Genomic DNA, 20226 nt, shown 5'->3' on the forward strand with positions numbered 1-20226 from the left:
GCTCGCGCGTCGGCGCCCCCGCAGGCTGGGCTCCGGCTCGGCCGGTGGATCGGTGTCTCCGCCGTGGCAGGCGCGAAGCCAAGCCGCGTGCGATACGGTCGGCCGCCCTGAGGCGTCCGGCAGCCTGCTGGTGCAGGTCGGCAGGCCGTCGCTCTCAGGCCGGGCCAGAGAGTAGATTTTTTTTGTGAATTCATGTTTATCAAAGGCTTACAGGAAAAACGAGCGCCAGAATAAAAGACTATTCGGCAGTGCCTGCCTCCCGCGCCGACAAGGGACTCCAGCTTCCGCAATCTGGAGGGCGATCGGCCTGGAACAGGAGTGAGCCACTGGCTCGGCATGGCAGGTAACATCGCAGACCGGGATGGGCGTAGGCGAAGCCTGCGCGTGCGGCGCTCCGGGGTTCCGTTATATCTCTTTTATTCTGGCGCTTGAAAGTACGCTAAGCCATTGTTCTTAATGGAAAGCCGTTGAAAAACGCTTCCGAGCGCGGTCGTCTCTCGCCCCGGTGGACGAGCTTCCGGATCTGCGCCGATGGTACACCCGCCGTCGAAGTATCAGATGCAGGTGGGGAGGCGCGGGTTGCGGGCTGATGAGATGTTCTCGATCAGGCGGGCGTCGACTGGGATGGCCTAATGGAGGTCACCGCCCATGTTTCCACCGGGGCCGAGGCTGAGGGCGGAGTGAAGCGCCGCCCCCGGCCTCTCCACGCCCGCGGCGCGCGGCGGATAGGCCCACGAGCTACGAACCGGGAATGACAAGCACGCGGGGCGCGCTATGTCATCGCCAGGATCGGCTCAAATCGGTGCCACCCGCCTTGGACTGCTCGATCAAGCGCGCGATCTCCATCTTCTGCTCTGGAAGCGGACCCCCAGTGTCACCGTCGTAGTTGTCCATCTGCCGCAATGCCAACAGGCGGCTGACGTCAAAGCGATCCATGAGTTCCTCGACTGCCATCTCGATATCGCCTGTCTGGCGAAGCGTCCGCGCGGCGACCTCGGTGGGCAGCAGCAGTTCGGCGCCGAAAGCGTTCGCGCGGGCCTCGACGGTTTGATCGGTTCGCACCCTGTTCCCTTGGACCTCCGCCACCGGTAGTGCCCCGGTGCGATCGATCAGCAGGTGGCACAGTTCGTGCGCCATCGTGGCGCGGCGCCCGCGGGGGCTGCCCGACCGCTTGCCCGCACGGTTCACGATCACCACCGGCCCATGGTCGCCCCAGGCCGCGATGGCGTCGATGAGTGACGTGCCGAGGTCGATGTCCTCTATCGCCACACCCCAGCCCCTGAGCATCCCCTCGATGTCTATCCGGCCTTCGGGCAGGGCCAGTCTGTTCCGCACCCACTTCGCGACGGTGTGGCCCTGCTCATACGGCTTGCGGAGTTCATCGAGGTCCGATGCCTTTGCCGCCAGGGCCTCGTTGCCGAGGGCATCCAGTGCCGGGGTATCGACCGGGGCGTGGGCGCGGATCGCGTCGAGCGCAACCCGCAGGACTTCGACATTGATTTCGGAAACATAGGCGAGGCGCGCGGCCATGCGCAGGTCGCCTGGGAATGCCAGGTCGCGAGGGTCGGTCACCGGCTCGAAGTTCAGCCTGCCGACCAGACTCAGCGGCAACTCGAGCAACTGGGCGTCCACGGTCGCCAGCCCGTTGCGGTCCCGTGGCAGACGCTCGCGCCAGGCATGGACGGCGGAGCAATCGGCCGGAAGGCGCACGGCGATGGCATGGCCGAACTCCTCCAGTGTCTCCAGAGCGGCCTCGAACGGGACGCAGACGAGCTTCAAGACACCGTTCTGGGTCGCCCACAAGGTGAGCGTTACTCCGGACCGACGGAGGACGAGTACCGTGGCATATAGATTGCCCATGAGACTGCCGATTTTGACCTCTGGAGAGGGGTCCTTCAGCAGGTTGCGCCATTTCTTCGCCAAGTCGTCGAGAAACGCCTCTGGATCCACTTGGCCCTTGAGCAACGTCTCGCCGCGATAGCGTACGGCCACTTCCACGGCGCCCGGCAGGCGGCGTTGGTTTCGCGGTTGATCCAGGCTGAGGACAAAGTCCTCCTGGTCGCCAACCTCGATGGGAGCGCTGCTCGTCGGGAACCGGTCCCGACCGAGCCCGACCGGGATATCCGAATCATCGCTTCCGCAACGAAGCGGCCGTTCAACGGTGGTCATTCGATGAGCTCCTCAAGGCAATCCCTGCAAGTTCATACCGAGCCGGGCCAAGGTGTTCACCACGTTTCCATTGACGACAGAAGCGATACCGCGAGCATCCTGGATGGACGCCAGGGTGTTGGTACAGTACGTCCAGGCTACAGAGTCATCAACCTCTACATAGGGAGCGTGGTTGCCGGATGCGTCCTGGAGATCCCCGATTTCTTGGCGGTCATATTCAAACTTGGCCCCAGGCAGGGCCGCTTGGTACCAGCTTTCGGCGAGTGGCGCCGCATGAAGCGCAATCCGTCCGCCATGTCCATTCTCGTGCGAAAGCAGGATCGCGCCAAACAGCAGCAGTCTGCCCAATTCTCGAACCCGTGCGGGAGGCGGTGCCTCTGCCCGATTCCAAGGTGCTACCGCAAGGGTATCCACATAGGCGGCGAGTGGCTTGACCGGCGGTCGACCGCGCTGCTTGGTCTGTCGGGGCAGATGGCGTGTCTTCCAGTCGTAGATGACCCGAGCGACGGCTTCAGGCTGGTGAGGATCCCGCTCGCTTTCCAGAACAAGCAACGTTCCGCCGCGCGGTTCGAGGGTTCCCACCTCTGTGAAGGCTGGGGTGAGCACCTGCCCGCGCCAGTCCCAATTCAGATCTGCATCGCGTTCGATCAGGGCTCCCAGATCCAGCTTCGGCTTCCAGAATTTCTCAATCTGGCCAACCAAGGCATCGAGCATCGCGGCGTCTAGGGAGCTATCATACTCCGCATCGTACCGGTTGATGCGGATTTGCACCACCTGACCAGAGACATCGCGGGCAGCCATCGAGGTGGAGATTGTGGGCGACACGGTGTTGATGGCCTATGCGAGTGTAAGTTCCTGCGGCATGACCTCTGAGTAGCAGATTTTTGTTGGCGGAGTCGAGCCGCGCGGTGGCCCACGACGGCAGCCGTGGTCAGGCGGAACTCGACCTGCCCGAGTGTCCGTTGTGGCGCTGGCCTGCGAGGCCGCTCCAGAGCCTGCACTCCACATGTCGTCTCCTATGGGCGCCTTCGTGAAAGCCTGTTGTCCACCGCGCTCCGCCGGATGATGCGGCCCATTGAATTCATGCAGCGGTTGCTGGCGATCGGCCATTGCGATTGCATTGGCCGGGTCTGTTTGCTACCGTGCGTACGGTTGTCCCATCAGACCTGCCGCCGGGTTAAAGAGGACGGTTCGTGAGCCGCCGCGATCCCCACGCGGTCGATGCGTAATCGGCGGACATCGACCGAGCGTTAGGATCCGAGATGGCCCTGCTTGCCCTCACGAACGACAACCTCGCCTTTTTCAAGCGCTCCTTGCGGGCGGACCTTCCCGGCGTGGGCTCCTCGCACCTCTCCGAGGCGCTGGCCGCCGCCCTTGGCTGCCGCACGGGCATCACGCTCGCCACCCGCTTGCGGGAGGACGGCGCCGAGATGCCGTCCCTCGCCGCCGTCGACCAGGCCGCCTTCGCCGCGCGGCTGGCCCACCTCGGGCATCGGGTCGCGACGCTCCCGGCGCTCGATGATCTCGCCCGCTCGCCCGATCTCCCGGACCGGATATGGGCGGTGTTCAAGGACGGCGACCGCCCGGCCCTCAACGCTTGGCACGGTGAGTGCCAACGGCGAGGCATCCCCTACGTCTACGTGACGACCGGCCGCCAGCATGCCCGCGTGGACTGGGACTGGATCACCGTGAACCCGGCCTTCGATGGGGTTCCGTCGGACGACGGCGAGAGCAAGCTCCTCGACCGGATCGTCGGGGCCATCCGGGCGAACGCGGCCTCGTCGCCGAAGGCGAAGTTCGACGCCTCCGCCTTCGCCGGGCACGTCGAGAGGCTTCTGCCGGAGGACGCGCATGCCCAGGCCGACGCGATCTTCGAGCTTCTCTACGGCGCCCTGAGGCGGGCCCGGCGGCCCGTTCCCGCAGAGGCGACCGCGAGCGACGGCGGAAGCATGCAGCCGGAAGCCCGAACAGCAGGTTCGCATTCAACGACAGGCTGCGCGAAATTTAACGAACCTTTGGCGCGTGCCAGAACGAACCTTGGCCCAAAAAACAAGGAGTATGAGAACCTTCCCAACAGCCAAGCGGCCGATCCAAGATTATAAAGGACAACTTCGGAGGAGAGCGGACGTGCTGACCAAGACTGTTGACGGTCTGGACCGCGTGCACGGTGGGTGCTTTCTACGCGGCATCAAAGTGCCTGAAGAGTGGCTTCAGCACCCGTCGTGCCTGCTGCCCGCGCTCTTGGCGGCAGATGCTGGGGGCCTTCCGGAAGGCTTCATCGAAGATGATGGCGCCCTCCTTGGCTGGAGGGGCGGCGACACGTCTGAGAGATGCCAAATTTCGTTTGATGGGGACCTGGATCGCGCCATCAGGGGGTTGCACGCTGCGCTGGTGCAGGCGGGAAAGAGCACGTACGCGCTCGACGAGCTAGAACTGCGGCTGGTGGCCTCACTCCACCGGCCGCAGTATGTGTGGGATAAAGAGACCTGGGATGGCGGGTTCACAGACTGGGAGCGAACCGGCTCGGTCTGGTCCCGTTAATCCTTCCATCCGGGAAGCTCTTCAAGTCCGCCGAGGCTGGCTTGGACCGCTGTGTTGTGCATGAGTTTCTTCTCAACTCCATTGGCGTCGTTCCAGCGTGCACGGATGTAGTTGGCGGCGGCACCGGCCGTGGTCTTCTCGCCAGCGGCGGCAGGAAAATCACGAATGAGCTCGAAGCTGAGCTTCGCATGTACGAGGCGCTCGCCATCGACGTCTGGCATTGAGCGAGTCTGTCCCACGGCGCCCGAAGGCGTGTAGTTCATCACGGGATCAGAGGCTCCAGACCGTTCCAGTGCCTGCTTGGCTTGTACCGCGGCCATGACCGCCTCCGCTGCCTTGAGGACGGCTTCCCACGCCTGCTTGCTACCGTCTGGTACGTAGCCTTGATGCTTGTAGCGCTCGAACTTCTCGACAATGTCCATGCCTGTGCTCCGTCGGCTGCGGCGGGAATCCCTACCGGCTTTGGCATCATCAAGCAAGCGCACTAAACCGAGCGGTCACCTTACCCCTTGCTCGCGGGGGTGGAATCCTTAAAGCCAGTTCTGCCAAGGACACCTCGGCTGGGAGAACGCCGTCATGCCGCGCAAAGCCGCCGTCGAGTCCGCATCCGTCATTGCCTATGGGATGCTGGGGCCATTCGTAGCCAGCCCGGCCGACTGGTACGTGGCCATCATGGACGAGGGGAACGCCCGGACGCGCCCCATGGCAGGGAACATCGCAGACCGGGATGGGCGTAGGTGAAGCCTGCGCGTGCGGCGCCCCGGGGTTCCGTTATCTCTTTTATTCTGGCGCTTGAAAGTCAGATAAGTCATTGTTCTGAATGGAAAGCTGATGAAAATCACTTCCGAGCGCGGTCGTCTCTCGCCCCGATGGGTAGGCGGCCGCGAGCGGGGGCCGCCGGGGCATGGCAAGCAATCAACCTTCGATGATGCCGAGGTGAGCAAGGATGCGAGTATCCAAATGGCATGCCATCTTGCGTGCGTCGTACGCACGGGATCTGTGTGTTGCCGTGCCGATGACGCTGGCGTGGCTCCTGCTCGGCCTGCCTCCAGAATACTTTATGGTCCCTGCGGTCCTGTCGCTCCTGGTTTTGACCGCGATCCAGATTCCGGGAAACTGGCCGAGACGGATGACCTCTGAGAAGTGGGATGAGGTGCTGCGGGGGCCGGTCGTCCATTTCACGACACCCGAGCGGGCAGCGGAGATGGCCCGCGGCGGCTCCAGCATGGCGGGCGGCATGCCGGGCTGGGTTCTTATCCGGCCGTCGTCGGGTAGGCTCAGCGCGGTCGGTCTCAAGGGAAGGAAGGCGGCGTACGCCTTCGCGGGGTTCCCGACGCGGGGCGATTGGGTCCGGAACGTGGGCAAGCACGCCACGGTGGCCGTGGTGATCGACCCCTCGGCCCTCGACCTCCGGGATGTGCGGTATCGCACCGCGGACGGGGCCCTCATGCTCCTCGACGGCTATCACGGCCCCGCGAAGCTCGTGGAGGTCCTTCCGGACCCCAGGGATGGACGAATGCGACTGGGAGAGGTTGTCGCCGCACCGTGACCTAACGGGCAAGCGCGAGACTTGGCGAACCATTCAACGATTGGAAGGGATCGATGAGCATCGGAAAGGCCGACATGGGGCTTCGACTGACCCGATGCCGTCCGCCGCAAGCTCGGTCCTTCAGGACGGAGTAAGGCGGACCGCGCAAAGCGCGTCCCTTGCAAACGCCGACCGCATGCTCATGACATGCGGCTCATCCAGGCACACCGATTCCGGCTCTACCCCACCCCGGCGCAGGAGGAATTCTTCCGGCGCACGGCGGGCTGCTGCCGGGTCGTCTGGAACCTGGCGCTGGAACAGCGCCAGACCTACGGACGCCGCGGGCGGTCCATCTCCTTCAAGGCACAGGCGGCCGAACTGAAGGACCTGCGCCGCGAGGTGGAGTGGCTGGCCGAGGCACCCAGCCACTGCCTCCAGCAGACCCTGCGCGATCTGGACAAGGCGTTCGCCAGGTTCTTCTCCGGCCAGGCGGGCTTCCCCAGGTTCAAGTCCAAGCATCGCGGCGAGGACTCCTTCCGCTTCCCCGATTACAACCAGTTCGAAGTCGGCCCGGACTTCGTCGACCTGCCCAAGGTTGGAAAGGTCGACATGCGAGCCCATCGGCCCGTCCAGGGGCAGGTGCGCAACATCACCGTCAGCCGTGACGGCGACTGCTGGTACGCCTCGATCTGCGTCTCCCTCCGTCGCCGGGTCCGGCAGGCGCCGACCGGCACCGCCGTCGGCCTGGACCTGGGCGTGGCCCAACCGATCGTCCAGTCCGACGGGGTCGCGCATGACCTGCCGCGCGTCACGCCGGAGGAGATGCGCCGCAAGGCCCGCCTCCAGAAGAGCCTGGCCCGGAAGAAGAAGGGCTCCCGCAACCGGGCCAAGGCCCGACAGGCGCTGGCCCGTTTCGAGGCGAAGCTGCGCCGCCGCCGCCAGGACGGCCTGCACAAGGCGACGGCCGTGATCGCCCGGTCGTACCGGCTGGTCGTGGTCGAGGATCTGAAGGTGAGGAACATGACGGCCTCCGCTTCGGGGACCGTCGAGGAACCCGGCCGGAACGTCAGCGCCAAGGCCGGGTTGAACAGGGCGATGCTCGACGTTGCGCCGGGAACCGTGCGGCGGATGCTCGAGTACAAGGTGAAGCGGCACGGCGGGAAGCTGGTTGCGGTCAACCCGGCCTACACCAGCCAGACCTGCTCATGCTGCGGGCGGCATCCCAAGGATTCCCCGGAGACGGCTCACCTGCCGCACGGCCGTGTATTTCGGGATCGGTTCGTGTGCCCGCTATGCAGCTTCGCGTGCGACGCGGACGTGAACGCGGCGCGCAACATCCTGGCCAGGGGCAAGCTGGCCATCAACGACAATGTTGACGATCTGGTCGTCACCGCCGGTGGATCGCCGGTGGCAGCCTGCGGAGCCCTCGGCACTGGCCGGGCCATGAAGCAGGAATCAAAGAAGCGTCAGCCAAGCGGCCTTCCAAAAGCCGCGTAACTGACGGAAGCCCCGCCGTTTACGGCGGGGAGGATCACCCTAAGTCTGCCCGCTTCATCGGAGATGCCGACTTCACCACGGCCATGGACATCCTGTTCTCCCTGCGGTGGGGGATGACCCTTTCCCATCCGGTCTCCAAGGCCGTTGGCGGCCTGCTCGTGAAGGGGAGTGAACGGGACGAGGAGGTGGACATCCGCAAGGTAACCGGGGTTGCCATATCCAAGGGGCGGCTCATCGGCAACCTGCCGAGGCTCCTGAAGACCATCGACACGACGCCGGAATCCCTGGCGACGTCGTCCCTCCAGGAGCAGCATCAGGTCATCCTCAATAATGTGATGCAACATTCCGGCTGCATGCGAAACGGTCGGTTCGACCTTTGGGAGGAGGGCTGGAGCGGCCGCCTGATCGCACGGAACGATGCGACGGCACGCCGGATCGCATGGCTCCATGTTCATGGAGGCTTGGTGCAGACCGTGCTCCCCGCTCGCATTACCCGATACGGCCTCGACCCTGAGGCGCTCGACACGCTCACCCGGCAATGGTGGGCGGTCCTGGTTCCTGCCGCCGAGGCGGCCAAGCTCGAATGTGCCCTGAGGCGGCTCCGGGCGGACCGTTGCCAGCTGGTACTGGAGACGTGGTCCAGGACGGCACCGAATGATAAGATCCCCACCTGCTGGCGGCTCCTGGCCTGCCCCCGCGACAGCCGCCATCTTCAAGCCCTGCGAGACGGGTTGGCCGACGCCGCGGCGCCTGTGTTCGACCTGTCCCAGTGGCTCAGGATGCTCGCGGCCGGGCGGGTACTCCCGTGAGCGGCGGCAATGGGGCGGCGATCCGCTGCGACATCCGTTCAGCTGATGGCCAAGGGCAGTCGGCGCGCGAGTCCGGCCGTCATCCGGTTGGTGATGGCGCGCCGTTCGGAACCGACGGAAGCCCCGCTGTTCATGGCAACGCCCCTGTCGCTGGCGGCCTGCATGATGGCGATAGACCGTCGGCCCGCCCCCGGCCCTATCGCTCCGAGCCCGACGCCTCCGCCTGCGCGCGCATGCGCTCCAGGGCCACCTGCGGCGGCCAGGGCTGCCTGATGGCCTCCGCGGCCTCGGGGAACAGGGTGGCGAGCACCTCGTCCATCTGGCGCACCGGCGTGCTGCCGGGGACGCCCCGGAACGCCTCGCGCATGTTGCGGACGACCTTGGCGACGGCGTTGGGACGGCCGTCCAGGATCTCAATGGTGGCTGGGATGGCTGGGACGCTGCCCCCTCACTTCAGGTAGGCACGCCCCATCTGCAACCGCCCGCTGGAGAAGGAGGCGTCTACGTTCTTTCCTGTCCCCGTCATGGTCATGCCGCGGCCCTCCCGTCGCGGGTGCCGCTGGGACGCTCGATCTCGTCGGGGCGCGGCCCGAAGACAGCGAGGGCGTCGGCGGCCACGCCGGTCCACCAGGGGTCATTCTCCCAGGCCAGCCGCTCGACGTCCCCGGTTCCGAGGCCGACGACCGAGGGCGAGAAGCCGAGTGTCTCTCCGGCCGGATGGAGGGCGTCGCGGACCGCGCCGACAGCCTTCTCCAGGCCCTCTTCCACTGCGACCACGGCGACGTCCAGGTCGCTGTCTGGGCGGTCCTCGCCGCGGGCCACGCTGCCGTACAATCCAGCAAGGGCACTCACGCAGACCGCGTGCCTTGTGCACGGCATCCGCCTGCGCTTCCCCTCCTGCCTGGGGCGCAACGAGGCCGCGCCGGTCAGCCGGGGAAGTCCTCATAGTGGCGGATGGTGAAGTGAGCGGCCGGGGCGCAGGAGTCGTCGAGATATTCGATGCCGTGATGGCCAGTGCCGGAGGTCCGGACGAGCCAGTGGAGATGGTAGTGGACGTCTTGAAAGATGACGTAGGTGAGCAGCTGGTCGCTGATCCGTGACCAGCGGCCGGTGATGGTCGGGCCATCGGAAGTGACATCGACCTCGTGGAAGGTGCCATCGGGGCGGAAGCGGACGGCGAACAGGCGCCCGGTGTCGGACTGCTTGATCCACATGCCACGGGTGAGGGCCGCGCCCGTGGGGGCTTCGACGTCCGCCTGCCACTCGGCGAAACCCTGGGTGTCTTCCGGCGACCGTGACGCGGCGGTGGCCAGGTGGCTGCCGTGCCAGTCCGGGTGATCGATGCCGCCCCGCTCGTACGCCCAGGCTGCCAGCTTTGGGTGGCGCAGCGCGTGGTATGGCAGTGCCGCTAGCCTCTGCGCCGTCCATCGGCGTCTGGGTGCCTTCTCCAGGCAGCCCGCCACGATTTCCTCCAGCTTGAAGGGGAGGGGGAGCGACGGCAGCGGGGCCGCCGCGAACAGCGTCTCGACCCATTCCCGGTCCGACTTCCCGTCGGCGGGGTGCTGTCCGCCAAAGGCGACGAGCAAAGTCAAGCCGAACGCCCAGACGTCCCAGGACGGCTGCGGCGCCGGGTTCTCGAAGCTCTCGGGGGCGAGGTAGACCGTCGTGCCCTTGGCCTGGGTATAGGGACCGTCGACCGCCATCCGCGCCAACCCGAGGTCGCCCAGCTTCCATACGCCGCCGACCCGCAGGATGTTGCCGGGTTTCACGTCCCGGTGCACCCACCCTTCGCGATGCAGCCACGCCAGGGCGCCGCCGACCTGCCGGATCAGGGCATCGATCTCCATATCGGTAAGCGGTTCCCGCTCGAGGCGGGCGGCGAGCGTGCTCTCGGCCCGTTCCATCGCGAACCAGAACACCGAACCCGTGACGCCGTGCACGGTCACCACTGTCTCGCCGGGGTGCCCTTCCACCGCGATCAGGTGGGGATGTCGCAGATGCATGGCGTTGCGCAGCTCGCGCATCGGGTCGCCGGGGTCGAGCAGGGCTGGATTGAGCACCTTCACCGCGACCGGTTTCGCGACGACCTCGCCGCCGACCACCACTTCGGCCGTGTAGACCGCACCGAAGTACCCATGCCCCAGCCGGTCGCCGAGGACGTAGCTCCCCAGCCGCACGCCCTGGAGCCATTTCACATCAATCATCTTCCCCGCCCCCTCTTGTGCATCATGAGAACCCGCCGTGAGCTCGGGAACCGGCCCGGTCGGGCTTTCCATCCTGGTGTCGAAAACTTGCCGTGAATCCACGAGGAGGCTCCTCTCATCCGGGATGTCCACCGCGAGGCCGCCTGCTCCCGCGGTGGGCTCCATCGCTCACACCGGCCCCGTGGCGACCGACCCGCCGGACGCCACGGACTTCTCGGCCGCCCAGAGGAAACCGAGCTCCTCGATGTGCCCCACCGGGCAGACAATGAGGCCGCGCTCGCGCAGGGCGGCCAAGCCGTCCAATGTCTTCTGCGTGACCTCCTGGGGCTTCTGGAGATTCTTCAGGGGGAAGGCGAAGACATCGCCGGGGTCGGCCCGTTCGAGGAGCAGCTCGATCTTGGCGTCGAGTCCATCGATCGCCAGGACGGCGCCTTCGCCCGCCGGGTCGATCTCTCCCGTCGCGAACACGCGGCCATTGCCCGGCGGCGGTGCGCCCTCCAGGAGCATGCGGTCGGACACGGCCAGGGCGAGCTGGTAGCTGTTACCGCCGCAGTTCTCCGCCTGCCGGAACTTGACCTTGACCTTGCGGCCGATGTCGTGGCCGGTGCCCGAACGCGCCGCCGTCAACGTCGTGAGCACGCCCTTCGTCCAGTCCAGGTGTCCGATGACCTGGGCGACCGGGTCCGTCGGCTGGGGCGTGTCGTTGGGCACGCAAGTCACTGTCGCCAGATCCTCGTCCCCGGTCATCGGGAAGAACACCTTCACCATGGCCCTGCCTCCGATTACGCGGGTTCGATGCGGATGCCGAACGTTTTCAGGCGTTCGATTGGTGTGCCGTCGTGGGACCAGAGCCCGGAGACGATGCGGGTGGCGTCCGGCTCGCCCTCGAGCCAGGTCACGCCGCCGGTATCGACGGCGCGAACACGCGACCCGGCGGGCAGCGCTGTCCGCAGCCGCTCGCTGAGGGTGAGCACGAGGATCCAGTCCGGCTCGTCGGGGTCGGAATCGTCGCGCTGGACGGTCAAGGTGAAATCGGTGGCCTGGACCATCGCCGTCGTCGCGCCGGACGAGGCGGCGGCCTGGCGCCAGCCCTCGGTGGTGAAGCGGGAGGCGGCCCAGTGGGCGGCGGTCGCGTCGATCCGCTCCTGGCGTGCCTCGAGGAAGTTCGTCCGGGCGGCCGGGGAGCGCATCAGCTGGCGCTTCTCGGCGTCCGACAGCGGGGCCTCGCCAGACAGGGCGCGGGCGTAACGGTCGACGTCCGGGACCGAGGCGAAGGAGTCCCACGGCTGCGCGTCGAACGCGGCGGCGATGAGGAGCAGGTTCTGCTTGTCGGTGTTCATGGCTGTTGCCTTCCGTTCAGATCAAGTCTTCGAGCGCGTCGCGCAGCCGGTTCTTGGCTTCGTCGACGCGTCGGCGGTATTCGGCCTTCTTCAAGCCGTGTTCCTTGCAGAAGCGATCGATTTCATCGGTACACTCTCCGCTGCTGATGTCCCGGAGCTGGAGCGACATCCAATGCTCGAAGGCAGGGCGTACCTTCGTCGGCAACTTCATCAGCGCTTCCCGCAGCCGGACGGTGATGTCGCTGGCGCGGATGGTGGCCTGGACCTCGTCGAACGACCATTCAGGGTCGTCGATGCCGTTTCCGTCTTCCATGGTCATGGATGCCGCGCGGCAGCGCTCGTCGAACTCGTAGTAGTAATCACTCAGCGTCTCAATCGTCCGCGGCAGGTTGTTGTTGCCCGCCTTGACCTTGACCATATTGATATCGTGGACGAGCAAGAGGTGTCCGTCATCGAGCGGATGCTCCGAAGGCCCGTACAGCGCCTCCACCTGTTGGTCGGACTTGAGGATTTCCTTCCATACCCGCAGCCGGTTCGGCGCATTCGGGGAGATAAGCTGCGCGCGCACATCTTCGGACCACGTCCGCAACGTGGTTGCCAGGGCCGCCTCCGGCTTGACCCCATCCTTGCGGCCGCAGATCGCGGGCTGGCTTTCCGTCAGCGCCTCGACGAGCTTCCCGGGCCGTTCGAACAGGCGGAGCGCCCAGACCCACGGCCTGCGCAACCTCTCTCGCTCGGCCGCATCCCTGGCCGTCTCGTTGGCGAGACCATGGTCAGCGGCTTCCCCGGCCTTGCCGTCGAGTTCACGCTCGGCCCCGCTCCGCGCCGCGCGGGTGTCGATTTCCGCCATCACCGACTTCACGTACCGGTCAGCAATCACCCACTTCCCCGCTGTATCGTCATTGGACAGGCTGCAATAGCTGCGCAGGATGTCGATCGCGTCCTCTGCGGCGCGCCTCAGCTTCCTGCCGAGGGTCTTCCAGCCCCGCGAGTGATGCAGCCAGAAGCGTTCATCCTCTCTCTTATTCATCGCAAAATCCTCCTTCCGGGTGGCATACCCATCCGTATACCGTGGGGAAGCGGAGCGGCATGACGCGAAAAAATTGCAACGATCGATGGGGTGGCATTTCGCAATGGTGGATGTGGAGAAGCTGTCGGGCGTGCGAATCGGGAGCTACCACCTGAGCACCCTGCTGGGCCGGGGTGGCTTCGGGGCCGTCTACCGGGCGGACGTGGTCGTAGGTAACCGGGCGATCGCCAAGCCGGTAGCGGTGAAGGTAATCAATCCGGCGAAGCTCGACTCGAAATCACCGCTGCGAGAGCTCGAGAACGCCGCGGAACTGCGCCATCCACACTTGGTAGAGGTTCTCGGCCATCCCGGTGAGGCGGAGGTGCGGGATGCCGATGGCCAATCGGGGCATGTCTACTGGTTTGCGATGGAACTGGGTACGGAGACGCTGCACGCCCGCCTGGCGCGGGGAGCGCTGAGCGACGCCGAGACTCATACGCTGCTCCGGCAGATAGGGGCCGCGCTGGCTTGGCTGCACGGCCGCCATCTGGTGCACCGGGACGTGAAGCCGGGCAACATCCTGAAGGTCGGCGATGTGTGGAAGCTGGGCGACCTCGGTCTGACGCGCCGCACGGTGGACGGGTACTACGCGCAGCTGAAGGGTACGACGCTGTATCTGTCCCCGGAGAGCTTCGACGATCCGGCGCCCAAGGCATGCTGGGACGTGTGGGCGTTGGGCATGACCGCTTTGGAGGCGGTTACTGGGAGCCATCCGTGGCGTCATCTGACCGAGCGCAAGCTGTTCGTGCTGCTGGGCGACGACGAGCCGCTGCCGCTGCCGAAGCTGCCAAAGGGCGTGGAGGACGTGGTTCGGGGATGCCTGGACAAGGAGCCGAGACGGCGGTGGACGGCGCAGCGTCTCGCTGAGGGGACGTCAGCCGACAGAGCCAGCGTGTCGGGCCCGCATGCTTCAATAGCGGCAACGGCGGCGAGCCCAGAGCCCGGTTCGCCGTGGCGCGTTCACTCCGGAGCCTGGAAGCTCCCCGGCTGCGTGTTCCAGGACGGTGACGTTGCCCCGCGGATGGTGGTGCTGCCGCGGGGGGAGTTCTGGATGGGGTCGAAGGCAGATGAGATATCGCACTATGCCGACGAAGCCCCGCGTCACCGGGTGCGGATTGGTTACGACTTGGCTCTAGGCGAGTGCGCAGTCAGTTTTTCGGAATGGGACGCTTACGCGCGCGACGGTGGCTACCGCCCGGGCGACCAGGGCTGGGGCCGCGAGGATCGGCCGGTCATCAACGTTTCCTGGGCCGACACTCAGAAGTACCTGGACTGGCTGAACCTTCGACTCGGATTGAAGGGGCGGCCAGATCGGTATCGCCTGCCGTCGGAGGCCGAGTGGGAATATGCAGGGAGGGCCGGAACGGAAACAGCGTTCTGGTGGGGTGGGGAAATCACGCCGTCCCAGGCGAACTACGATGGGAACTATCTGTATGCTGGCGGTGGACTGAAGGCGAGGTACCGGCAGCAGACCGTCCCGGTCCGGAGCTTCTCGCCGAATCCCTACGGGCTGTACCAGGTCCACGGGAATGTCCTCGAGTGGTGCGAGGATGTCTGGCACGGACACTACAACGGCGCCCCGGCGGACGGCTCGGCCTGGGTCGCAGGTGGCGAGCACGGCCACCGCGTCCTGCGCGGAGGCTCCTGGTACAGCAATCCAAAGAGCCTACGGTCCGCATTCCGGCGGGCCAGTGAACCCGGTCCCCGGGCCTACGTCAACGGCCTCCGCGTTGCCAGAACACTTTCCTCGTAAGCCTTCAACTGCCGTGAACCCGTTCTATCTCTTAGCTAAACCGGCCGTCAGGAAGCACCTCCCGTACCCGGTACCGCCGCTCGTAGCGGCTTTTGAATTTTTTTCGTCTCCCTCCTCCGAATTCCCCACGGGAAGGGGGTAACGGGCCGAGCGGCGGCCCGGAGCCTCTAACGGAGACGGGCGATGACGACGATGGACGTGATTTTGTTGGTGGCGGCCGTGGCTGTCGCGGGCGTCGCGCTGAGTGGGGCGCTGCTCCGCTTCGCCAAGCCTGCGCTGGTCGCCGCGGCGGCGGTGCTGGGCATGGCGGCGGTGTTCCCGGCGGGCGGCGCCGGTGGCGTGGTGGGGACGGTGGGGTCGTGGGTGCGCGATGCCACCGGTGGCTGGACGGAGGATGCCTGCCGCGCCTCGCCCGAGCCCTGCCTGAAGGCGCGGGCGGCCAGCCTGGAGAAGGCCAAGGGCGCCATCGGAACGGCGGTCGAGGCTGTACGCGGCCAGACCGAGCGGGTGGCGGCGATCATCAGCGAACGCCAGGTGGTGGTCGCCCAGAACGACTTGCTGCTCAAGGAGGGCCGCAACCTGGTTCAGCAGGCAACCGACCCGGCGAAGCCCATCCCCTTCGTCGGCCGGACGTACCCAAACAAGGAAGCGCTGCTGACGCAGTTGAACCTGCTGTTCCGCGAGCGCGAGTCGCTCACGGCGGTCCTCGGCCAGGCCCGCAGCCAGCACGAGAACCTGCGCAAGCGCCTTGATGAGCTGCTGATCAGCCGCGGGGAGGTGACCTCTGCCCTGGCCATTATCCCGGCGAAGCTGGTCCTGGTGAGCGCCAACGGCGTCCTGGCCGACGTCTCCGGGGCGATCTCCAGCATCGACGACACGCTGCTGTCGAGCGAGCGCCAGGTCAACGACCTCAAGACTTTGATGGGGACCACCGAGGACCTGATGCGCTCGTCCCAGGCGAACCAGGCGGCATCCCTCACCGAAAACTCGGCGTTCACCCGCTTCCTCGAAACCGGTAATCTGTGATGGTACATGGCCGCTCGCCCCTGGCGGGCGGCCCTCCTTCCACCTACGCAAGCCCGGCGAATCAACGCGAGACCGCGGAAACCAACGGACGGCAGGCCATGCTGAAGCTCTCCTTCGACCGCCCCCACCAGAACATCCTGTCCGACGAAACCCGCGTCCTGCGCATCCGGCTGACGCCGGAGTCGGCCCGCGCGCGTCGGCCGCTGGAGGTGGCGGTAATGCTCGACGCCAGTTCCTCGATGCGCGGCACGATGTTCGAGCGGGCGAAGGAAGCCTGCGGCATCGTCGCCCGCTCCCTGCGGCCGGAGGACCGCCTGAGCCTCGGCATCTTTCACGGCGAGACCCTGCCGATCGTGAACCGGGTGCCGGGCAGCGAGGTGGCCGCGGTGCTCGACCGCGCGCTGCGCGATATCACGACCGGCTACGGCACCCGGATCGACCTGGCCCTTGACCGCCTGGCGGCGATAACCGACGGACATGCCGCGTCGGCGCGCCTGGCGGTGCTCGTCACCGACGGCTATCCTTACGATGCCGCCCGGCGCCAGGTCACGGACTTCTCCGGCCTGTGGCGGCAAGCCGACGCGCTGGCGGCGCGCGGCATCACCCTGGCCGCGATCGGGCTGGGCCCGGCCTCGGCGTTCCACTCCGGCTTGCTGTTCGACCTGTGCGAGCTCGGCGGCGGGGCGTTCCTCCAGGCGGAGACCGGCGACGCGCTGGCCGGGCGGCTCCTGGAGCTCCTGGCTCCGGCGCAGGCCGTCGTCGACACGGGCGCGACCATACGGCTCCGCCTGGCCAAGGATGGGCGGAAGGAGGTCCACAAGAATGTGCGCATCGACAGCGCCTGCCGCATCAAGCCGCTCTACAGGAAGCTGACGCTCAGCGGCAGCGGCGACGAATGGAGCGCGCTGCTCGGCGAGCTGGAGGCGTGCGACAACGACTTCCTGGTGCGCCTGTTCGTACCGGCCCCCGGCGACAGCTGGCGGCAGGAAGCGAGGGAGGTCGCCCACGTGTCCGTCGATGCCTGCGGAAAGCGCTTTGAGGCATCGGCGACCGTCAACTTCACCCGCGAGTTCAGCCTGATTGAGCAGAAGGACAGCGAGGTGGATGATGCTCATACGGAGTGGCTCCTCAACGAGATGACCCACGACCTGCGCCGCAGCAACGATCCGATGCGGTCGGTGGTCCTGGCCAGCGAGATCGAGCAGCTGGCACGCCGCGTCGGACGCCTGGACCTTGCGGAGGACGCGGCCCGGATTAGCGGGGATCTGAAGGCGAGAGGCTTCGCAGCGGACGATCGGCTGAGCCGCGTCTATCAGGCGGCCCGGAGCCGGAAAACATCCAGACGGAAGGGTTGATGACGATGGCGGAGAGCGGACGACGCATCGACGAGGGGGCCTGCGGTCCCCTGTCCTTCGCCTGGGTGGTGGACCAGGGGACGGTACGCGAGGCGAACGAGGATTCGGTGGCGGTCCACATCGTGCCGTGGTGGGACGGGACGGAGGCGGTGGTGGCTGCCGTCGCCGACGGCTTGGGCGGCGACGGCCACGGCGGTGCTGCCTCGGTCGTCGCCGCGGCGGGTATCCGGGAGCTGGCGGAGACCTGGGCCGACAGGGGCGCCCCGGCCGACTGGGACGCGGCGCACCGGGCCTTGGTTGCGGCTTTCGGCGCCATCGACGACCGCATCCGGGCGGAGGCGCAGGCCGCGGGCCACCGCCCCGGCGCCACCACGCTGGTGGCGGCGGTGCTGGCGCCGGACGGCTTCATCCACGCCTACACCGGCGACAGCCGCCTGTACCATCTCCAGGCTGGCGGGGGCTTCTACCGGACCCGCGATCAGAGCCTCGCGCAGATCTACCTCGAGACCGGCCGCATCAAGTCCGAGGCCGAGGCGACCCAGCGCCAGCGCAACACCCTGTTTTCTACGCTGGGCGGCGAGGACGGCCAGATCACGGTCGAGCCGGAATGGGAGACCGTGGAGGACGATGACGGCAAGGTGTCCGCCCCCATCGGGGAGCAGCCCGCGTTCCGCCGCCTCGCCTCCGGCGACACCGTGCTCCTGTGCAGCGACGGCCTGTGGGGCGTGGTGGCGCTCGATGAACCGGATGACGGCGTCTCGGAGGACGCCACGGCCGCGCGCGATCGCTGGCTCCAGGCCGCGATCGACGGCGGCGGGCCTGACAACATCGGGATCGTGGTGGTTCGCGTGGGCGACGGCGGCGAATAAGTCTGAGGACTCGTGGCGATGGTGAATGTCGGCAAGCTGTCAGGGTCGAAGATCGGGAGCTACCATCTGGGCGCCTTGCTGGGTCAGGGCGGCTTCGGTGCGGTCTACCGGGCGGAGGTGGTGGTGGGCGATCGGGTGATCGCCAAGCCGGTGGCGGTGAAGGTGATCGATCCGGTGAAGCTGGACACGAAGGAGCCGGTGCGGGAGCTGGAGAACGCGGCCGCCCTGCGTCATCCGCATCTGGTCGAGGTTCTGGGCCACCCCGGCGAGGTGGAGGTGCGTGATGCCGACGGCCGATCGGGGCGCGTCTATTGGTTCGCGATGGAGCTGGGGACGGAAACGCTGCATACCCGCCTGACTCGGGGTCCGCTGAGCGAGGCCGAGACCCGGACGCTGCTCCGGCAGATCGGGGCCGCGCTGGCGTGGTTGCACGAACGTGATCTGGTGCACCGGGACGTGAAGCCAAGCAACATCCTGAAGGTCGGCGAGGTGTGGAAGCTGGGCGATCTCGGCCTGACGAGGCGGACGGTGGAAGGGTACTACGCGCAGCTGAAGGGCACGACGCTATACCTGTCGCCCGAAAGCCTGGACGATCCGGCTCCGAAGGCGAGCTGGGACGCATGGGCGTTGGGAATGACGGCGTTGGAGGCGGTTGTGGGCGCGCATCCCTGGCGGAATCTGACCGAGCGCAAGCTGTACGTTCTGCTGGGCGGAGACGAACCGCTGCCGCTGCCGTCACTTCCGGCGGGGGTGGAGGCCGCGATCCAGGGATGCCTGGACAAGGAACCGGGGCGGCGGTGGACGACCCGACGCTTGGTCGATGCCAACGGGGCCGTGGAAACGGGGGCCAGCCCGCCAAGTCCGCACCACATGAAGGCTGAGGCTCCTGTTACGCCATGGCGTGTTCATGCAGGAATTTGGATGCGTCCTGGTTGTGTTTTCCAAGATGCGGAAATCGCGCCTCGGATGGTTGTCTTGCCACGCGGCGGATTCTGGATGGGAATGCCTGAAAGCGAACGATCTTATTTAGGTGATGACGCAATACCCTACCATTATGTTAACATCGACTATAATATAGCGATGGGTGAATGCGCAGTGACATTCGCTGAGTGGGACGCTTTTGTCAGCGATGGCGGCCCAGAGCGGGATGATAGCGGCTGGGGTCGCGGCGACATGCCAGTTATTAATATTAGCAAATCCGATGCGCAACATTACCTTGATTGGCTAAATGATCGCCTCGGAATGATGGAATCATCTTATCGTTATCGCCTGCCTTCTGAGGCGGAGTGGGAATATTCTAGTCGTAGTGGCACGAATACTAAATATTGGTGGGGTAATAGACTTGACACGAATTTATTGAATATTAGTGGGTCGATGTCGGAGAGAAAGACAGTATCCGTGCGCAGATATGCGCCAAACTATTTTGGTCTATACCAGACTCTTGGAAATATAGGCGAATGGTGTGAGGATGTTTGGCACGACTTTTATTATGGAGCGCCGATTGATGGTTCGGCGTGGATGGTTCCAGACGAAAGCACTGACGGCTTTGGGGTTTATCGTGGAGGAGCTTACTGCTTTGATCACAGCGTAGATTCAGCGTACCGCTTTCAGGAACACCCCGATACCGGCTCCAATGGCGGCTTTGAGGTGTGTGGATTTCGTGTTGCCCGAACACTGCCATCCTAACCAGCGAGACACGCATCAGCGCCAGCACGAACTACAGTAGGCTAATCTAAGCCTGCTCGGGATTTCGAGTCGGCGGGGTGTCCAACGCCAAGCGCCACGACGCCCCATTTTTTCTCCGCCTCCTCTTTCGATTTCCCCACGGGAATAGGAGTGACGGGCCAGGCAGCGGCCCGAAGCCTCGAGCAGGAGACGGCGATGAACGCGACTATGGGGCAGTGGCCCTGAAATCTCTGGCGGAGACGACCAGGAACCCGACGCGCGCGGTCCTGGCGAACCCGGCCGCGATCGCAGCCATCAGCGCAGCGTTCACCCGGCTTTCCAAAACCGCTAGCCTCTGATCGCCCTCGGCCGTTCGCCCCCAGCGGGCGGCTTTCCCTGAC

Annotated in this window: 19 protein-coding genes; 10 read left to right on the forward strand and 9 right to left on the reverse strand. The window is 66.0% G+C overall.

Features of this window, described 5'->3' with window-relative positions; translation table 11 throughout:
- Window positions 1-777: 777 nt before the first annotated feature.
- Both ABMY26_RS33550 and ABMY26_RS33555 read right to left on the reverse strand, forming a co-directional pair.
- Window positions 778-2169: an ImmA/IrrE family metallo-endopeptidase gene (locus ABMY26_RS33550; protein WP_372399776.1), complete on the reverse strand. Its 1392-nt coding sequence runs from the start codon at window positions 2167-2169 to the stop codon at window positions 778-780.
- A 12-nt stretch (window positions 2170-2181) separates the two neighbouring features.
- Complete coding sequence (locus tag ABMY26_RS33555; protein WP_162630073.1) at window positions 2182-2970, reverse strand: hypothetical protein; 789 nt, start codon at window positions 2968-2970, stop codon at window positions 2182-2184.
- Window positions 2971-3431: 461 nt separating this feature from the next.
- Here ABMY26_RS33555 and ABMY26_RS33560 point away from each other — a divergent pair, with 461 nt between their 5' ends.
- Both ABMY26_RS33560 and ABMY26_RS33565 read left to right on the forward strand, forming a co-directional pair.
- Window positions 3432-4271, forward strand: a complete 840-nt coding sequence (locus ABMY26_RS33560; RefSeq protein WP_372399777.1) for a hypothetical protein — start codon at window positions 3432-3434, stop codon at window positions 4269-4271.
- A 25-nt stretch (window positions 4272-4296) separates the two neighbouring features.
- Entirely contained in the window at window positions 4297-4710 is a 414-nt protein-coding gene (locus ABMY26_RS33565) for a hypothetical protein (RefSeq protein ID WP_372399778.1), read from the forward strand.
- On the opposite strand, the gene ABMY26_RS33570 is transcribed toward ABMY26_RS33565, so the two are convergent.
- Window positions 4707-5132 (reverse strand): hypothetical protein, encoded by a 426-nt coding sequence (locus ABMY26_RS33570; RefSeq protein WP_372399780.1) that lies wholly within the window; start codon window positions 5130-5132, stop codon window positions 4707-4709. The two genes, ABMY26_RS33565 and ABMY26_RS33570, sit on opposite strands and share 4 nt — an antisense overlap.
- Window positions 5133-5719: 587 nt before the next feature.
- Between ABMY26_RS33570 and ABMY26_RS33575 the strand changes: the two genes are divergently transcribed.
- The 3 genes from ABMY26_RS33575 (at window position 5720) to ABMY26_RS33585 (ending at window position 8544) form a co-directional block, all read left to right on the forward strand.
- Window positions 5720-6259, forward strand: a complete 540-nt coding sequence (locus ABMY26_RS33575) for a hypothetical protein (protein ID WP_372399781.1) — start codon at window positions 5720-5722, stop codon at window positions 6257-6259.
- Window positions 6260-6445: 186 nt separating this feature from the next.
- Window positions 6446-7735 (forward strand): RNA-guided endonuclease InsQ/TnpB family protein, encoded by a 1290-nt coding sequence (locus tag ABMY26_RS33580; protein WP_372399782.1) that lies wholly within the window; start codon window positions 6446-6448, stop codon window positions 7733-7735.
- A gap of 83 nt (window positions 7736-7818) precedes the next feature.
- Entirely contained in the window at window positions 7819-8544 is a 726-nt protein-coding gene (locus ABMY26_RS33585; protein WP_372399783.1) for a hypothetical protein, read from the forward strand.
- A gap of 196 nt (window positions 8545-8740) precedes the next feature.
- Here ABMY26_RS33585 and ABMY26_RS33590 read toward each other — a convergent pair whose 3' ends face one another.
- The 6 genes from ABMY26_RS33590 to ABMY26_RS33615 all read right to left on the reverse strand — a co-directional run bounded on the left by ABMY26_RS33590 (window position 8741) and on the right by ABMY26_RS33615 (window position 13118).
- A complete protein-coding gene (locus ABMY26_RS33590) occupies window positions 8741-8911 on the reverse strand; it encodes a hypothetical protein (protein ID WP_372399784.1) in 171 nt (56 codons plus the stop codon).
- Window positions 8912-9072: 161 nt separating this feature from the next.
- Window positions 9073-9396 (reverse strand): nucleotidyltransferase family protein, encoded by a 324-nt coding sequence (locus ABMY26_RS33595; RefSeq protein WP_372399786.1) that lies wholly within the window; start codon window positions 9394-9396, stop codon window positions 9073-9075.
- A 74-nt stretch (window positions 9397-9470) separates the two neighbouring features.
- On the reverse strand, window positions 9471-10913 hold the full coding sequence (locus tag ABMY26_RS33600) for a serine/threonine-protein kinase (protein WP_372399787.1): 1443 nt from the start codon (window positions 10911-10913) through the stop codon (window positions 9471-9473).
- Window positions 10914-10916: 3 nt separating this feature from the next.
- Window positions 10917-11516: a hypothetical protein gene (locus ABMY26_RS33605; RefSeq protein WP_372399788.1), complete on the reverse strand. Its 600-nt coding sequence runs from the start codon at window positions 11514-11516 to the stop codon at window positions 10917-10919.
- 14 nt (window positions 11517-11530) lie between these two features.
- Window positions 11531-12088, reverse strand: a complete 558-nt coding sequence (locus tag ABMY26_RS33610) for a hypothetical protein (protein WP_372399789.1) — start codon at window positions 12086-12088, stop codon at window positions 11531-11533.
- Between the two features lie 16 nt (window positions 12089-12104).
- On the reverse strand, window positions 12105-13118 hold the full coding sequence (locus tag ABMY26_RS33615; protein ID WP_372399791.1) for a hypothetical protein: 1014 nt from the start codon (window positions 13116-13118) through the stop codon (window positions 12105-12107).
- A gap of 103 nt (window positions 13119-13221) precedes the next feature.
- Here ABMY26_RS33615 and ABMY26_RS33620 point away from each other — a divergent pair, with 103 nt between their 5' ends.
- From ABMY26_RS33620 to ABMY26_RS33640, 5 genes are all read left to right on the forward strand, one after another.
- Window positions 13222-14910: a bifunctional serine/threonine-protein kinase/formylglycine-generating enzyme family protein gene (locus ABMY26_RS33620; RefSeq protein WP_372399792.1), complete on the forward strand. Its 1689-nt coding sequence runs from the start codon at window positions 13222-13224 to the stop codon at window positions 14908-14910.
- Window positions 14911-15093: 183 nt separating this feature from the next.
- Window positions 15094-15936: a hypothetical protein gene (locus tag ABMY26_RS33625; protein ID WP_372399793.1), complete on the forward strand. Its 843-nt coding sequence runs from the start codon at window positions 15094-15096 to the stop codon at window positions 15934-15936.
- Window positions 15937-16034: 98 nt separating this feature from the next.
- On the forward strand, window positions 16035-17291 hold the full coding sequence (locus tag ABMY26_RS33630) for a VWA domain-containing protein (protein WP_372399794.1): 1257 nt from the start codon (window positions 16035-16037) through the stop codon (window positions 17289-17291).
- A complete protein-coding gene (locus ABMY26_RS33635; protein WP_372399795.1) occupies window positions 17291-18160 on the forward strand; it encodes a PP2C family serine/threonine-protein phosphatase in 870 nt (289 codons plus the stop codon). Before ABMY26_RS33630 ends, ABMY26_RS33635 begins: the two co-directional genes overlap by 1 nt.
- Before the next feature lie 18 nt (window positions 18161-18178).
- On the forward strand, window positions 18179-19846 hold the full coding sequence (locus tag ABMY26_RS33640; RefSeq protein WP_372399796.1) for a bifunctional serine/threonine-protein kinase/formylglycine-generating enzyme family protein: 1668 nt from the start codon (window positions 18179-18181) through the stop codon (window positions 19844-19846).
- Window positions 19847-20226: the final 380 nt, after the last annotated feature.

Origin of the sequence: Azospirillum sp. HJ39 (assembly GCF_041507355.1) — a bacterium.
Classification (GTDB): Bacteria; Pseudomonadota; Alphaproteobacteria; order Azospirillales; family Azospirillaceae; genus Azospirillum; species Azospirillum thiophilum.

Excerpts from the sequence above, each read along its gene's own strand:
- ABMY26_RS33640 (WP_372399796.1), top strand. The coding sequence starts at position 18,179 with ATGGTGAATGTCGGCAAGCTGTCAGGGTCGAAGATCGGGAGCTACCAT.
- ABMY26_RS33625 (WP_372399793.1), top strand. The coding sequence starts at position 15,094 with ATGACGACGATGGACGTGATTTTGTTGGTGGCGGCCGTGGCTGTCGCG.
- ABMY26_RS33555 (WP_162630073.1), bottom strand. The coding sequence starts at position 2,970 with ATGGCTGCCCGCGATGTCTCTGGTCAGGTGGTGCAAATCCGCATCAAC.
- ABMY26_RS33585 (WP_372399783.1), top strand. The coding sequence starts at position 7,819 with ATGGACATCCTGTTCTCCCTGCGGTGGGGGATGACCCTTTCCCATCCG.
- ABMY26_RS33570 (WP_372399780.1), bottom strand. The coding sequence starts at position 5,132 with ATGGACATTGTCGAGAAGTTCGAGCGCTACAAGCATCAAGGCTACGTA.
- ABMY26_RS33550 (WP_372399776.1), bottom strand. The coding sequence starts at position 2,169 with ATGACCACCGTTGAACGGCCGCTTCGTTGCGGAAGCGATGATTCGGAT.
- ABMY26_RS33610 (WP_372399789.1), bottom strand. The coding sequence starts at position 12,088 with ATGAACACCGACAAGCAGAACCTGCTCCTCATCGCCGCCGCGTTCGAC.
- ABMY26_RS33635 (WP_372399795.1), top strand. The coding sequence starts at position 17,291 with ATGACGATGGCGGAGAGCGGACGACGCATCGACGAGGGGGCCTGCGGT.
- ABMY26_RS33600 (WP_372399787.1), bottom strand. The coding sequence starts at position 10,913 with ATGGAGCCCACCGCGGGAGCAGGCGGCCTCGCGGTGGACATCCCGGAT.
- ABMY26_RS33580 (WP_372399782.1), top strand. The coding sequence starts at position 6,446 with ATGCGGCTCATCCAGGCACACCGATTCCGGCTCTACCCCACCCCGGCG.
- ABMY26_RS33615 (WP_372399791.1), bottom strand. The coding sequence starts at position 13,118 with ATGAATAAGAGAGAGGATGAACGCTTCTGGCTGCATCACTCGCGGGGC.
- ABMY26_RS33560 (WP_372399777.1), top strand. The coding sequence starts at position 3,432 with ATGGCCCTGCTTGCCCTCACGAACGACAACCTCGCCTTTTTCAAGCGC.
- ABMY26_RS33620 (WP_372399792.1), top strand. The coding sequence starts at position 13,222 with ATGGTGGATGTGGAGAAGCTGTCGGGCGTGCGAATCGGGAGCTACCAC.
- ABMY26_RS33590 (WP_372399784.1), bottom strand. The coding sequence starts at position 8,911 with ATGCGCGAGGCGTTCCGGGGCGTCCCCGGCAGCACGCCGGTGCGCCAG.
- ABMY26_RS33630 (WP_372399794.1), top strand. The coding sequence starts at position 16,035 with ATGCTGAAGCTCTCCTTCGACCGCCCCCACCAGAACATCCTGTCCGAC.
- ABMY26_RS33605 (WP_372399788.1), bottom strand. The coding sequence starts at position 11,516 with ATGGTGAAGGTGTTCTTCCCGATGACCGGGGACGAGGATCTGGCGACA.